The following is a 14133-nucleotide window of genomic DNA, read 5'->3' on the forward strand; positions in this document are numbered from 1 at the left end:
AAGATGCGGCTTTGGGGTAAGTTTTTTGGATTTGTCATTGGCTTTATGTTCGGCCGTATTTTTGGTGCACTGCTAGGTTTGTGGCTCGGTCATCTTTACGATAAGCGTGCAGCATCGGGCGTGGGTTTTCGACAGGTTCTAGGGCAGGCTAAGAATCGCCAAACCATTTTCTTTAATACCACATTTGCAGTAATGGGGCATGTGGCGAAAGCATCAGGACATGTTACCGAAACCGATATTCGCATTGCGACCTTATTAATGGATCAAATGCGTTTAACGGGGGAAGCCCGTAAAGAGGCGCAACAGGCATTTCGTGAGGGTAAATCGGCGGATTTTGATCTACGTAGCAGCTTACAAGCTTTCCGTGTTATTACGATGGGACGCAAAGAGTTAGTGCAGATGTTCATCGAAATCCAGATCCAAACGGCACTGTCTGATGGTGAATTGGATCCTGCTGAGCACGCTATCTTGATGACGATTGCTCAAGAGTTAGGTTATGGTCGAGCGCAGTTAGATGAATTACTTAAACGCTGGCAGGCGGAGTTTCGTTTCCATCAAACGTCGAGTGGCAATAAAACATCGATTACTGATGCCTACAGTTTACTTGGCATTACGAACGAAGCTAGCGACCAAGAAGTTAAACGGGCTTACCGTAAATTGATGAATGAACATCATCCCGATAAGTTAGTGGCGAAAGGGTTACCACCGGAAATGATGGAGCTCGCTAATCGTAAGGCTCAGGATATTCAAGCAGCCTATGACAGAGTCAAGTCTGAGCGCGGTATGCGTTAGCCTTGATAAAATTGGTTTTTGTAAAAGATAAGGAATTCATTATGAAAAACACTTACCGTTTGTTGCTGTTGGCGAGTTTGTTACCTGTGGCTATGTCTACGCAGGCCGAGGTGTTTATCGCTCCTTTTGGTGGTTATAGTCTGGGGGGCGGTCAATTTGATGTGAATCAATATGAGGTCAACACAGATCAAACGGGTGATAAGGCCGATGTGAAGGTTGAGGAGTCGAGTCATTACGGTTTGATGGTGGGTATTGGCACCAATGATCCCGGTAATATTTATCTTTTATATAGTCATCAAGCCTCTGAACTAAAAAGTGGCGGCTTGTTTACGCCAGACTTTCTTACCTCGTTAGATTTAGATTATATTCACTTGGGTGGCACTTTATATTTCCCCCGTGGCGATATCCAGCCCTATGTCACCGCCAGCGCGGGGATCACCCGCATGCTGCCTAGCGGTTGGTCGAGCGAAACGCGTTTCTCCATGGGGATTGGTGGCGGGGTAGAGTATCAAGTGACGCCACACTTTGGCCTGTTTGCGGATATTCGGGGTTATGCGACTTTTATCAACAGTGACACTTCGCTGTTTTGCAATGAAGATGAATGCCTATGGCATATTACGTCGGATGTGATGTGGCAGGCTCAGGCTAACCTTGGGCTCAAAGTCAGTTTTTAGATTTAACGCATCGTCTTAAAAGGAGATTTAGTGGCATGAAAATAGTCGTACTTGATGGTGAAACCTTAAATCCTGGCGATCTCAGCTGGCAATCCTTAAATGAATTAGGCGAGTTTGCGTGTTTTTCCCGCACAAGTGGCGCTGATATTGTCGCGCGAGCCCAAGGTGCTGAAGTCATTCTCACCAATAAAACGCCCTTGAATGCAAAGACGCTAGCGCAACTTCCTAGTCTCAAATACATAGGCGTATTGGCCACGGGCACGAACGTTGTCGATATCGCGGCAGCTAAAGCGCAAGGTATAGTGGTCACTAATGTGCCCGCTTATGCGCCTGATGCCGTTGCGCAAATGGTGTTTGCCCATATTCTGCATCACACCCAAGCCGTGGCCGCCCATCATCAAGCTGTGGTCGATGGCCAGTGGGTGAACTGCCAAGATTTTTGTTTTACTTTAATGCCGTTGCAATCTTTAAAAGGCAAGACTTTAGGCTTAATAGGTTATGGCGATATCGGTCAGCAGGTGGGAACGCTTGCCCTCGCATTCGGGATGAAAGTTCTTGTCAATACTCGTTCAATCATCAAGGATTTACCCCAAGGCGTGACGTGGGCGCAACGTGATACTGTGCTTAGCGAATCAGATATTATTTCGCTCCATTGTCCGCTTACTCCAGAAACTGAGCAATTTATCAATCAACAAACCCTCGCCTTGATGAAGCCTAATGCGCTGCTGATTAATACAGCGCGCGGTGGATTAATTGATGAAGCCGCGCTTGCTGCTGCGCTGGCTCAAGGCAAGTTATTTGCCGGCGTGGATGTGTTATCGACCGAGCCGCCCACTGCAGATAATCCCTTACTGCATGCGCCTAATATCAGCATCAGCCCGCATAATGCGTGGGCGACGAAGGAAGCAAGACAAAGTCTACTCAATATCGCAGTGGCGAATGTGCACGGTTATTTACAGGGTGAAGTGATTAACTGCGTGAACAAGTAAAGCGGTATGCGTCTTTCTCTCTTTTCATCATGTCGATGTTGAGAGAGAAAGACGTAAATGGTTATTTATTATTGAGTTTTTCTTCTACGCATCCACCACACACCCAATAAGCCTGTGAGGGCTAATACGCCAAATACGACGGGCTTTTTCAGCTTGTGGTACAGGGCGTTCCATTCTGCCATTTCATTCGCCTGCGCTCGTTTTACTGCACCGTCAAAATCGGGCGCTTCACACTGCAAACCAAAGTTCTCGGCCCAAGGCACAAAGGGGCCGTTGGCGACGTATTTTTTGTAGTAACGTAGGGCAAGTTCTTGATCTCGATACAAGACCCAACCTGTGGCTTGGCAGAGTAGCGCTGCATAGGCTTGGCTGTTGTGGGGTACATGATCCGATGCCTTGTTGGCTAGTTCTGCTGCCGTGTAGCGATAATGGAAGCGTTTATCGGGAATTGCTTGGCTGGCGCTGATCCGCAGTTGTTCTTTCTCAGCCAGTTTGCTCGGCTCATTCCAATCACTTAGATCGAACACACCTTGGTAAATAGTGTAATCTGGGGCTAATTCAAACCCTAAGAGTTCCATGCCTTGGTGGCGGGCAAGTTCGGCAACAGCCCAATAGGCTTTCGCGCTATCAATGCCTTTTGTTTTTTTCGCTGCATTCAGCTCTGTGCCGTAGGCAAGGGCGCTGGCATTCAGTTTAGGATTAGGGAAGTAAACCGGCGCTTCAGCTATCGCGCCTTCGCGTAATAGCCTGCGACCTAACAAGTAGCGCAAGCGGTTGTTAATTGGCTCAATATTATCGTACCAGTCGCTGTCTTTAGGGTATTCAAAGGCGATAAATGGCACATGTTCGTCGACAAATAACTTAAGTTCAGCCGTGGTGAGCACGCGCTCCGCCACATAGGCGATGTCTTGCCAGTACTCATCACCGCTGGCGAGTAAGTGATTGAGCGCATCGACATATTCGCCACGCTCTAGTGACAACACTCCTTGCTCGGCACGAATACGACAGTAAGTGGCTGTATCTTCATCGGCATTAATGGCTTGTTGCTGAGTTTCTTTAGCGTCAACTGTGGTCGAGATCTTATTGAGTTGCTCAGGGAAGTGACGCGCTGCCTGAGCATAGGCCTTGGCAGCTTCTGCTTGATCGCCCTTTTGTAGCATTAATTTTGCGTTGAGCCACCAAGTGAGGCCGCTCGGTTTCGCTAGCGTTAATAGGCGCTCAGCACTGGCATAATCCCCTAACTGGTAATAAATCGCCGCTAATTTATCGCCATGGTTGAGCTGTAAGCCATCGGTTGGAAATACTTTAAGGAGCTCAGCAACCTTTAATCCCATTTCCGAAAGCTGGCCATTATAGGCGAATTCATTAGTGCTGCTTTGCCAATAGGCAATCAATAACTGCTGCACGCTCGCCTGTTGCAGTAGCGGCTGAAGTTCAGCAATCTCTTTACTCATCAAAGTGCGGCTTAACATCAATAAGGAATCATAACCGCCGCTATCGCCCTGTACCGATTGGGTGGCATAGAGCTCAATAGCTTTATTCAGTGCATCAAGGGTGAGAGCCATTTGCAGCTCTGACTCAGTTTCACCTGTAGCTTGATTGGTCAATTGCGGGAGCGGCTGGCCTTGGTGTAGCAGGATATAGGCTTGTTCACCTAAGCTCGCTAAACTCAAACGCAGGGGATCGGCTGCGCCTTGTGCGACTTCGGTTTGTAATTGTGTTAGGTAAGCATTAGCACGATTAAAATGTTCAGGATCAGCCGAAGTCTTGCTTAAGATAAGCTCAATACGCGACAGCGAATAGAGTGCCCACAGGCTACGAGATGCGCGTTCACTTTGTGGTAATTTAATGATTTTGCTGAAATAGTTACTCGCCCTCTCATAATCTTTTGCTTCAAACGCTACGGCACCTAAGGTGTACCAAGTTAGCGCTTGTGGTAGATCTTTGTCTAACTTAGCGGCCATTTGCTCGGCTTCAATGGGGCCCGTTGCATCCCGCAAAGTGTTCACTAAGGCTAAATGGGCGTCACTTAACTCGCTGTTTTCAAAGGCGCGAGTTTGTGAAAGATAACGGCTATGCACTTCATCCCAGAGATATTCCTGTGCAGCGGGTGCATCTTGATACTGCCAAGGTAAAGGCTTGGCGAGGGCGGTGAGCTGTTGGCTAAAGGAGGTTTGCGGTAAATAACTGAGATTGCTCTGCCTATCCTGAGTGAGTTGCAAAGGAAAATCGGGGCCGCAGGCCAATAGCATAGGGGAAAATAAGCTTAAACAAATGAGCGTGGTCTTTTTAAGCATAAAAGCCCGATTGGGTGTTGCCATGGTAAACGATAGTTTTGGCTTATGGCGCATAAATTCCCTGTAAATATAATGACTCACAACGTGCCCAGCCTATCACTTTTTGGCCGCCAGGGTTGAGCATGTGTGTTTGAATGTCTCTGTTTGATTGCGGCATAGGCATGATTGCAGTGCGTGAAACTGTTTTGGTTGGTGTCAACGCTGCTGTATTCTCAGCTCGCCATTGCCACGTTAACAGCCCATCTTTTTGTATTACGCTATAGCCATTTTGCGCATCATACCCGCTGCAAGCTTGTCCCGCTAGCGACAAAAGAGGAGGAATTTCACCTGCAATATTACCGTGATTCATTAAGCTCAGTTGGAATAGCTGTGGCTTGCGGATTTCCAGATTTTTTGGCTTATTTTCAGCGGCTAATATCGTTTGGGCTGTGGCCTTGTTATCGCTTGATATCACTAATTCAATCTTGGCGGCAAGTTCACCTTGCTGTGCAACGGCGATTAAGGTGTTGAGTGGCCAAACCCTTTTATCCCCTTCCAGCGGCAGCCGAAACCAGATAATGCCTCTGAGTTTGGCATCTTTTTGAGTGTGTAGTTTTTGCACAAAGGCTTGTAATACTAGAGGATCGGCCATCAGTTCCTGTACTGCATTGGCTGATTTGAGTTGATCGCGCAGCGGTGTTTCACTTTCAACTTGATAACCTGAAGCTGTACTGATGACCGCCGAACCATAGGCGGGGAGCGCAATAAGGTAAGGCACAGTGCTGATATTTGAGAGTTGCTGCACCCACTGCCAACCTTGAGTCGCATCGAATAGTCCGAGGCGTGGATCGCTTACGCTGTGAATTTGTAGCACCAGTTCATCAATACTGGTGAGTAACACGGGAAAATCGGCGCTACTGAGCCAAGCGGGCAGTGCAGTAATGCTGAGTTTGAGTTCTGCGGGTAACTGCGCTTTAAGCTTTTTAAGAAAATCTCGATAGGCTGGCAGTTTACTGTTGGCACTGTCGTGGTCGATTTCAACCCCCGCGATGTGCGTGCCTTTTGCCTGCCAATTTGCTAGTACTTGGCTGATTTTATTGATCACTTGTTCATCATTTAAATGCGCGAACTGACCATCTAAGCGAATCACGGCAATTTTTGGCCTAGGATCTGCCTGCAACCAAGCATGATTGACCGCAACTTCAAACCAAATGTCTGTGCCATTGGGTTTTGGATGCGCTTGCAATGCTAAAATACGTAATCCTTGGAATGCACCTTGGCTTTGCGCTAATGCCGTTTGATTGGCAGGGCGCCATTGGCGCTGCCAGATATAGACTTCCTGCGCGAGTGGCGCTCGAAGCGTTGTTGCTTCTGTAGCGGCTTTTACTGCGACACTGGTATTTGGGCTAGCCGTGATTTCATTGGGGTTTGATGCCGGCTGGCAGGCGCTCATAAATACGGTGGCGCTCAACAAAGCAAATAAGAACCATTGATTTCGGCTTATGTTTTTAACCAGATTGCCTATGCCCATACTACCGCTGTCGATTCCGTTTTGAGTGAGGCACTACTATGCCCGAAAAATGCCACTTATACATCGCGGTCAAACTTCTGATAATGCCCACTAAGCTTGGTTTTCCTTTTGGTGCCTTGTTAATCAATATCAGAACTCAGATCTCAAAAATCAGGATCGACTTGAAAGCGCATCTGTTCACGGGTGACGGGATGTTGAAGTATCAATAAATCTGCATGCAGATGCAGGCGATTGGCACGAGTGCCGTACAGATCGTCACCCAAAATGGGCGTATTTAGCCCTTCTGAGTGGGCGCAGTGAACTCTGAGTTGATGGGTTCGGCCCGTTTTTGGGGATAGATATACGCGGGCTGTACGTGCCATTTCATCGATATGGCTCAATTCCCAATAGGTTTGGGCCGCTTTGCCAAACTCATGGCAAACGAGTTGCCTCGGTCTATCGTCTAAATCGCCACGTAGGGGTAAAGAGATTTGTCCGGCTGCCTGCTTATCTGCCATTGCTGTAGGGATCCCTGCTAAAAGTGCCATATAACGTTTAGTCACTGTGCGCTGGATAAACTGTTTTTGCAGTTGTTTATGGGCGTCTTTTGTCAATGCGATCACCATTAATCCCGAGGTTGACATATCGAGCCTGTGGACGATAAGTGGTCCAGTGGCATTGGGAAACGTTTGCCGTATGCGCGAATAAACTGAGTCTTCAATCTCTTTGCCAGGCACTGATAAAAACTCGGCGGGTTTGTTCACAATCGCCATCGCCTCGTCTTGGTAGAGGATGCTTAAGGTTTTGCCTTCGGCGGGGTTCGTCAGCAGCGGATTATCATCGACAACAAGCCCTTCGAGCATATGCCCCAAGATAGGCTGGCATTTGCGCAGACAGGCAGGATAAAACTGCTGATGTTGGCGAATTTCTGATTTTGGCGGCGCCCCCCACCAAAATTCGGCAATCGCCAATGGTTTAAGACCGTGTTTAAAGGCGTAATGTAGCAACTTAGGGGCGGCACATTCCCCTGAGCCTGCGGGCGGTGTTAACTCAACCGTCCCGTTAAATATGCCGTTAAGGCTTTTTTCTGCGCCGCGAATATTCAAAAAACGATACTGCTCAAACAGCTTTTGCTGCAGCGCCGCCGAGAGCTGTTTACGCTGTAGTCTTAACGCGTCACGCTTATCAGTGAGCAGAGTTAACGCTTGGCTGATGGCATGGATACGTTCATCCCAATAGCGTTTAATATCTCTTAACTGATTCTTTTCGTTAATGCTTTCTTGGCTGAGTTTGGCTTCGATTACAGTATTTTCACGTAAAGTCTCATCAGTTGGATTGGCTGCCCATTGCACTGCGAGTTGATTGCGCTGCGTCTTGCGGGATTGACGGCCGTCGATCATCACTTGCCTGTGGGCGGCAAGCTTGGCTTGTGCTTGAGCTTGCTCAGTGTTGAGTTCGCTCGATAGCCGAGGAATATCGGGGTGATTTTCTACTGCAAGTAGCTGCTCGTTAATTTGGTTGATTTGTAGATTTTCGGCGTGGAAAAAATTGTCCTTAGCCAGCATATCAAACACAGGTGGAACGAAGCGTGGCCAATGGTTTTGCTCAGCTAACTTGCCCGAAAATGCCGACAAATAGCCCACTTCTCCCTGCGGATCTTGCACTAAAAGCACACCAAACATTTTACCAATGGCACCCGTTAACTCCCCCGTGAGGCCAAAGTTATGTTGCCAATCGTTTTGAGTCTCTAGGTGGCGTTGTAATTCGTTGGCAGCGATCACGCACAGTGGGTGCGGTTCGTAATAGAAAGGAAAGGTAAAACGCTGCGGCAGGACATAGGCATCAATGGCTTGTGTGAAAGAGGTAAAGCAAGAAGGCTGAAGATGCATATTGGGGTCTACTGTTGGTTTTACTTATCAGGGTTAATTATCTGGGTTAAGCCACAACTTAGGATTTACCTAAATGCAAGCTGAGGGCTGGCAAGAAAGGGCGCTAGTTTACTCCGCCTATTGGAGACGGTCACTTTTTATTGGTGCGGCTCTGTGTTGAAAAAGGGAAATGGCATTAAAGCGCATTTCCCTTTGATGTGTAGCTTGTACTTAAAGCCAATTTTAAACGGTTAAACCCGCTTAAAAGATGACTTTCACTTTACTGGCGCTATCGAGTGCTTTGCTGATTGCGCTGTCGATATCGATATCACGGGCAAGCGCGACACCTAAACGGCGGCGACCATCAATATCGGGTTTGGCGAATAATCTAAGCTGAGTGTTGACCGCTTCTAATGCCGCACCAATCCCTTGATAGCGGATATTGCTTGAGGTGCCTTCGGCCAAAATCACCGCCGAGGCACTTGGACCATGCTGATGGATATTGGGAATAGGCAGGCCGAGAATCGCTCTAACATGCAGGGCAAATTCCGATAAATCTTGGCTGATGAGTGTGACTAAGCCTGTGTCATGTGGTCTTGGCGAGACTTCAGAGAAATACACTTCATTGCCTTTAACAAACAGTTCTACGCCAAATAGTCCATAACCGCCAAGGGCTTCGACGACTTTGCTCGCAATCGCTTGGGATTTTGCTAACACTTCATCGGACATGGCTTGTGGCTGCCATGACTCGCGATAATCGCCATCTTCTTGCCTGTGGCCAATGGGCGCACAAAAATGAATGCCGTTGACTGCGCTTATGGTTAACAGGGTGATTTCATAATCGAAGGGAATAAAGCCTTCGACTATCACGCGACCGCCGCCGGCGCGTCCGCCTTCTTGGGCGTATTGCCATGCTTTATGGCTGAGGGCGATATCGCGAATAACGCTTTGGCCTTTGCCCGAGGAACTCATGACTGGCTTCACCACACAGGGCACGCCAATTTCACTAATCGCTTGATTAAATTCGGTTTCGGTATCACAGAAAAAATATGGCGAGGTTGGTAAACCTAAGGTTTCAGCGGCGAGGCGACGAATACCTTCCCTGTCCATAGTGAGCTTTGTTGCCCGAGCTGTTGGGATAATATTTACCCCTTCGGCTTCCATGTCCACTAAGGTTTGGGTGGCGATGGCTTCAATCTCTGGGATGACTAAGTGCGGTTTTTCTAACTCGATAACCGCACGCAGGGCGTTGGCATCGAGCATATTGATCACATGGGAGCGATGCGCGACTTGCATGGCGGGGGCGTTGGCGTAACGGTCAACGCCAATCACTTCAACGCCTAAGCGTTGCAGTTCAATGGCGACTTCTTTGCCAAGTTCACCGCAGCCGAGCAACATGGCGCGTCGTGCGCCCTCAGTGTAGGGAGTGCCTATCATGTGTGGGTACCTTTGAGATTGTAGGGATGATGAGTTTTATGCTTGCGTTCTATGCCGCAATGATGTGCCTAGTTTAGCCTGAACAGGCTTTAGGATCATGGAGTAAATTGACAAGTGTGTCCCGGATCACTGGGGGCAAAAACGAAACAGCATATCTTTGGTTAATATTGGGGCTGAGGTTGAGAGTAAACTCAAATGTTAATGTCATGTTAGTAGCATGTTTGGGGACCATCCACTAATCTTTGGGATGGAATACATATTATTAATACAAGGAGATGCGGATGTTCTTAGATTACTTTGCGTTAGGTATTTTGTTTTTCGTCATCATTATCATGTTTTATGGTGTCATTGCCATTCATGATATCCCCTATGAAATAGCCAAAAAGCGTAATCATCCTCAGCAAGATGCATTGCATATCGCCGGGTGGGTGAGTCTATTCACCCTACATGCAATTTGGCCATTTTTATGGATCTGGGCGACTTTATACCGTGAAGATCGCGGTTGGGGGTTCAATACTGTAATGAAGCGAGAATTAGTTTTAGAGGAGGATGTGAATTCATTGCGCGAGACGGTCAGAGGGCTTCAGACTCGGCTTGAACAGTTAGAGCAAATAACCCCCATGAATATAGCGCCTGCTGTGGATGCGATAAAAACAGACAAAGTTGAGGTATAACATGGATTTATTACTCATACTCACCTATGCGGCCGTGTGTATTGCTATCTTTAAAGTCTTTAAAATTCCGATGAATAAATGGACTGTTCCCACCGCAGTGCTGGGTGGGGTGTTCATTATTGGTACCTTATTGCTCGTGATGAATTACAACCATCCTTATTCTCGTTTTGCCCGTGAATATTTTGTCACTATCCCTATCACCCCCGCAGTAAAAGGCTTAGTGACTTCGGTGGAAGTGCAGCCTAATATGCCTGTTAAACAAGGGGATGTGTTATTTCGTCTCGATCCTATTCCCTTCGAGGCCGTTGTTAAACGTAAACGCGCAGCTTTGATGGAAGCTGAGCTCCAAGTGCCACAACTTGCCGCGGCGTGGGAGTCGGCTAAGGCTAATGTAGAGCGCGCTAGGGCCGATAAAGACCGTAATAAATCTGCCTTCGAGCGTTATGAGTTAGGCCGCAAGAAAGGGGGCGCGAATTCGCCTTTTACTGAACTGGAACTCGATAATAGGCGTCAATTGTACTTAGCCTCAGAGGCACAACTGACCGTTGCGAATGCTGAAGAACTGCGTGTCAAGCTGGCCTATGAATCTAATATTGATGGTGTCAATACTAAAGTAGCTGGCTTGCAAGCTGATTTAGCCAGTGCACTCTACGATTTAGAACAGACAGTCGTGCGGGCACCCTCAGATGGTGTGGTGACGCAAATGGCGCTTCGTGCGGGAGCGATGGCAGTGCCTTTACCATTACGTCCCGTAATGAGCTTTATTCCCGACGAGCAGCGCTACTTTGCGGGGGCATTCTGGCAAAACTCGTTAATGCGTTTGCAGGAAGGTGATGAAGCTGAAGTGATATTGGATGCCGCTCCAGGACAAATCTTTAAGGGGAAAGTGGCGAAAATATTACCCGCTATGGCTGAAGGTGAAGTTCAAATGGGCGGCGCGCTGCAGTCATCGGCTCGTTTATTTCAAAATGGTCGCGTTATTGTGCTGATTGATATCGAAGATGATGCTATCCGTACGCAATTTCCTGCGGGTGTTTCTGGGCAGGTTGCAATTTATACTGAACATTTTCATCATGTCGCTGTGATGCGTAAAGTATTGCTGAGGATGCAAGGTTGGCTGAATTACTTGTTTTTTGATGGACATTAACCCTTAATCGGTTAACTTTTGTCTGTTGTATCAAGTCCAGTTCGCTGGACTTTTTTGTGACACATTTTTGGGTGAATAAAAAGGAATTTGAAAGCATGCAAGATATTCACGATTTAACCTCAGTGCTGCGCTCCAATACGCCAATCGTAGTGATTGAAACCTATGAAGAATATCGCGTGGTTGAGTTGCTTAAGCGGGTCGCCAGTGTGCTCTATCAACCTGTGTTTACATGGAGCATTACCCAAGGCCTAGCACGGGTCGATAAGCCCTTGGCGGCGCAAAAGTTTAATAGCGAACCTACAGATTTGCTCGGGCAAATTAAATCAACCTCGCAGCAGGGAATTTATGTGCTGTGCGACTTCCATCCCTTTGTGATTGATGCACCTAAGAATGTCCGTTTGCTTAAAGAAATCGCCCTTGAGTACGAGACGCTGCAACACACATTAGTGCTGGTGAGCCATGCCTTTGAAATCCCGCCTGAAATCAAACGTTATTGCGCTTATTTTCACTTAACTTTGCCAAGTACTGTGCAATTGCAAAATCTGATTTATCTTGAAGTTGATAAAATTCGTCACCAAGGTACGCCGCTACAGGTCGATGATGCGGCTGTGGTCAAATTAGCCGATAATCTGCGGGGCGTGACTTTAGACGATGCCCGTCGTCTCGTACGCAAAGCCATAGTCAATGATGGTGCTATTACCTTGTCTGATATTGATGCCATCAATAAAGCCAAGTTTCAGCTACTCGATCTTAATGGTGTGCTGCAATTTGAATACGACACCAGTGATTTTTCACAGGTTGCAGGACTGCATAATCTAAAAAAATGGCTCAAGCAGCGCTCGCCCATAGTGGCTGTCAGCGTCATTGACCAAGACGGCCAGCCGACTCCAGTTCAGCACGTCAAAGCGCTCGATGCGCCCAAGGGGATTTTATTGCTGGGCGTTCAGGGCAGTGGTAAGAGCCTCGCGGCTAAGGCGGTTGCGGGCGTTTGGCAACGACCTTTGCTTAGGCTCGATATGGCAGCCTTATATAACAAATACATAGGCGAAACCGAGAAGAACCTGCGTAATGCACTGGATCTGGCTGACATGATGTCGCCCTGTGTGCTTTGGATAGATGAAATTGAAAAAGGCTTAAGCGGGAGTAGCAGTGATGAGGGAACATCGACGCGGATACTCGGCACCTTACTCACTTGGATGGCGGAGCGTAAATCTGAAGTGTTTGTGGTGGCTACCGCTAATGATATTCAAGTTCTGCCGCCAGAGTTGATGCGAAAGGGCAGGATGGATGAAATCTTTTTTGTCGATTTACCCGACGAAGCCATACGCAAAGCTATCTTCTTAATCCACTGTAAGCGCCGTGGAATCGATGTGGCGAGCTTAGATCTCGCCCAGTTATCGGCGCGTAGCCAAGGATTTTCCGGCGCCGAAATCGAACAAGTCGTTATTGCTGCCATGTATACCGCAAGAAGTGTCGAGTGCAGTGTCGACCAAGTGCTATTACTTGAAGAACTTAGTAAGACACGGCCTTTATCTGTGGTCATGAGCGATAAAATCAATGCGCTACGACAATGGGCAGCAGGCCGAACCGTGAATGCCCATGAGTAAGATTTCTCTCTCAAGAGATATTGTTTTAAATTGTCACCATATTAAAAACTATAAAATAAGTACTTAAATCATTACGGCGTGGAAATAGACGCTTTAGATTTATAAAATTCAGTGTAACTCGAAGTTAAATGAAAGCTATGTGATATGTTTTTACTATTTTTCTAGATTTGAAACTATATGAGCGGAGTTGTATTTTCATGACGAAATCACTTCTATAAGGCTATTAGCTAACATTGCTTAGATAATAAGTTTCTCTAAGGTTTGTATACCGTTCGATGCTATCTATGTGGAGGTTTTATTTGAAATCTTGGCTTAAAAACTATCAGATTAAAGAGCAAGAAATTAACTCAAGATAGAGGTTTGCTAACTTAAATTGGCCGATTGTTTGTGATGATCTTTTGTTATTCCTTAAATCCATATTTAAGGATAATCCTCAAGTGTTTCGTGATTTCTCAATATCTAAGACCAATGGTGATTGTGGAAATACTGGCTTTTGGGGTTTTGATTCGTTACAAATCATTCAAAATGACAAGTTTACTGGGACTGGTAGATGGACAATAAATAATGGGAAGAAGACATTGCAGCACGAAAAAGATTATGGAGTTTGCCTAGATATAAATCATTCGATTATAGGTACATTTCACGTATTCCTCAAACGACCAAAATGCGACATTTCAACGCGAAAAAATCCTGATTTATTACTTTTTTATACAGATGGCCCTCTGGAACTTACGAATAAAAAGGTTCTTGGATTCATAAAAACAATGCTTTTCTATGTTCATGCAACTAGTATCCGTCGAAAACTTTCGGTTTTAGATCGGTTGAAATTAGCATCGTTGGAATTAAGGAGCCATATAAGGCGGAAAAGCATGTCTAGTTACATGTATGAACTTATATCAAATAGCTTTTTAGCTTTCACTGCTGTAATTATAGGTGCAATATCTCTATATGTTGCTTATCTAACACTGTTAGCAACTATTAGTGCTATTAGCGGATGAAATATATACATAATATTCCATAGTTCAACTCCGAAGTGCGGCACTCTTCAATTAAGCCGCTAGTTGATTAATTATTTCTTCGGAGGGGACAGCGCCAAGATCTAGCTGACGTTTTTGGAGGTATCTTGGGCTTTCTCGTTACCGCTTGCATCAAAAATCAA

Annotated in this window: 11 protein-coding genes; 7 read left to right on the forward strand and 4 right to left on the reverse strand. The window is 46.6% G+C overall.

The features are described from left to right. Nucleotides 1-3: 3 nt before the first annotated feature. The 3 genes from djlA to L5L77_RS09205 are packed head-to-tail and all read left to right on the forward strand — an operon-like array spanning nucleotide 4 to nucleotide 2455. A complete protein-coding gene (gene djlA, locus L5L77_RS09195) occupies nucleotides 4-792 on the forward strand; it encodes a co-chaperone DjlA (protein WP_263192045.1) in 789 nt (262 codons plus the stop codon). A gap of 41 nt (nucleotides 793-833) precedes the next feature. Next, on the forward strand, nucleotides 834-1466 hold the full coding sequence (locus tag L5L77_RS09200) for an outer membrane beta-barrel protein (protein ID WP_028761520.1): 633 nt from the start codon (nucleotides 834-836) through the stop codon (nucleotides 1464-1466). 35 nt (nucleotides 1467-1501) lie between these two features. After that, the gene (locus tag L5L77_RS09205) at nucleotides 1502-2455 is read left to right on the forward strand and encodes a D-2-hydroxyacid dehydrogenase (RefSeq protein ID WP_263192047.1); all 954 of its coding nucleotides are present in this window, start codon (nucleotides 1502-1504) and stop codon (nucleotides 2453-2455) included. A 68-nt stretch (nucleotides 2456-2523) separates the two neighbouring features. On the opposite strand, the gene L5L77_RS09210 is transcribed toward L5L77_RS09205, so the two are convergent. The 4 genes from L5L77_RS09210 to purT all read right to left on the reverse strand — a co-directional run bounded on the left by L5L77_RS09210 (nucleotide 2524) and on the right by purT (nucleotide 9546). After that, complete coding sequence (locus L5L77_RS09210) at nucleotides 2524-4806, reverse strand: hypothetical protein (RefSeq protein WP_263192049.1); 2283 nt, start codon at nucleotides 4804-4806, stop codon at nucleotides 2524-2526. After that, entirely contained in the window at nucleotides 4796-6262 is a 1467-nt protein-coding gene (locus L5L77_RS09215; protein WP_263222609.1) for a DUF3142 domain-containing protein, read from the reverse strand. The genes L5L77_RS09210 and L5L77_RS09215 overlap by 11 nt, the downstream gene beginning before the upstream one ends. 143 nt (nucleotides 6263-6405) lie before the next feature. Next, the gene (locus L5L77_RS09220; protein ID WP_263222612.1) at nucleotides 6406-8130 is read right to left on the reverse strand and encodes an RluA family pseudouridine synthase; all 1725 of its coding nucleotides are present in this window, start codon (nucleotides 8128-8130) and stop codon (nucleotides 6406-6408) included. A 240-nt stretch (nucleotides 8131-8370) separates the two neighbouring features. Next, on the reverse strand, nucleotides 8371-9546 hold the full coding sequence (purT, locus tag L5L77_RS09225; RefSeq protein WP_263178460.1) for a formate-dependent phosphoribosylglycinamide formyltransferase: 1176 nt from the start codon (nucleotides 9544-9546) through the stop codon (nucleotides 8371-8373). 281 nt (nucleotides 9547-9827) lie between these two features. Between purT and L5L77_RS09230 the strand changes: the two genes are divergently transcribed. The 4 genes from L5L77_RS09230 to L5L77_RS09245 all read left to right on the forward strand — a co-directional run bounded on the left by L5L77_RS09230 (nucleotide 9828) and on the right by L5L77_RS09245 (nucleotide 13972). After that, nucleotides 9828-10220: a DUF3302 domain-containing protein gene (locus L5L77_RS09230; RefSeq protein ID WP_028759246.1), complete on the forward strand. Its 393-nt coding sequence runs from the start codon at nucleotides 9828-9830 to the stop codon at nucleotides 10218-10220. Nucleotide 10221: 1 nt separating this feature from the next. Continuing rightward, complete coding sequence (locus tag L5L77_RS09235) at nucleotides 10222-11367, forward strand: HlyD family secretion protein (protein ID WP_113939908.1); 1146 nt, start codon at nucleotides 10222-10224, stop codon at nucleotides 11365-11367. Between the two features lie 95 nt (nucleotides 11368-11462). Beyond that, a complete protein-coding gene (locus L5L77_RS09240; RefSeq protein WP_263192051.1) occupies nucleotides 11463-12974 on the forward strand; it encodes an AAA family ATPase in 1512 nt (503 codons plus the stop codon). Nucleotides 12975-13411: 437 nt separating this feature from the next. Beyond that, nucleotides 13412-13972, forward strand: coding sequence for a hypothetical protein (locus tag L5L77_RS09245; RefSeq protein ID WP_263222613.1), 561 nt, complete (start codon nucleotides 13412-13414; stop codon nucleotides 13970-13972). Nucleotides 13973-14133: the final 161 nt, after the last annotated feature.

It is taken from the genome of Shewanella sp. SM29 (assembly GCF_025654245.1).
In the GTDB taxonomy this organism is placed as follows: Bacteria; Pseudomonadota; Gammaproteobacteria; order Enterobacterales; family Shewanellaceae; genus Shewanella; species Shewanella oncorhynchi.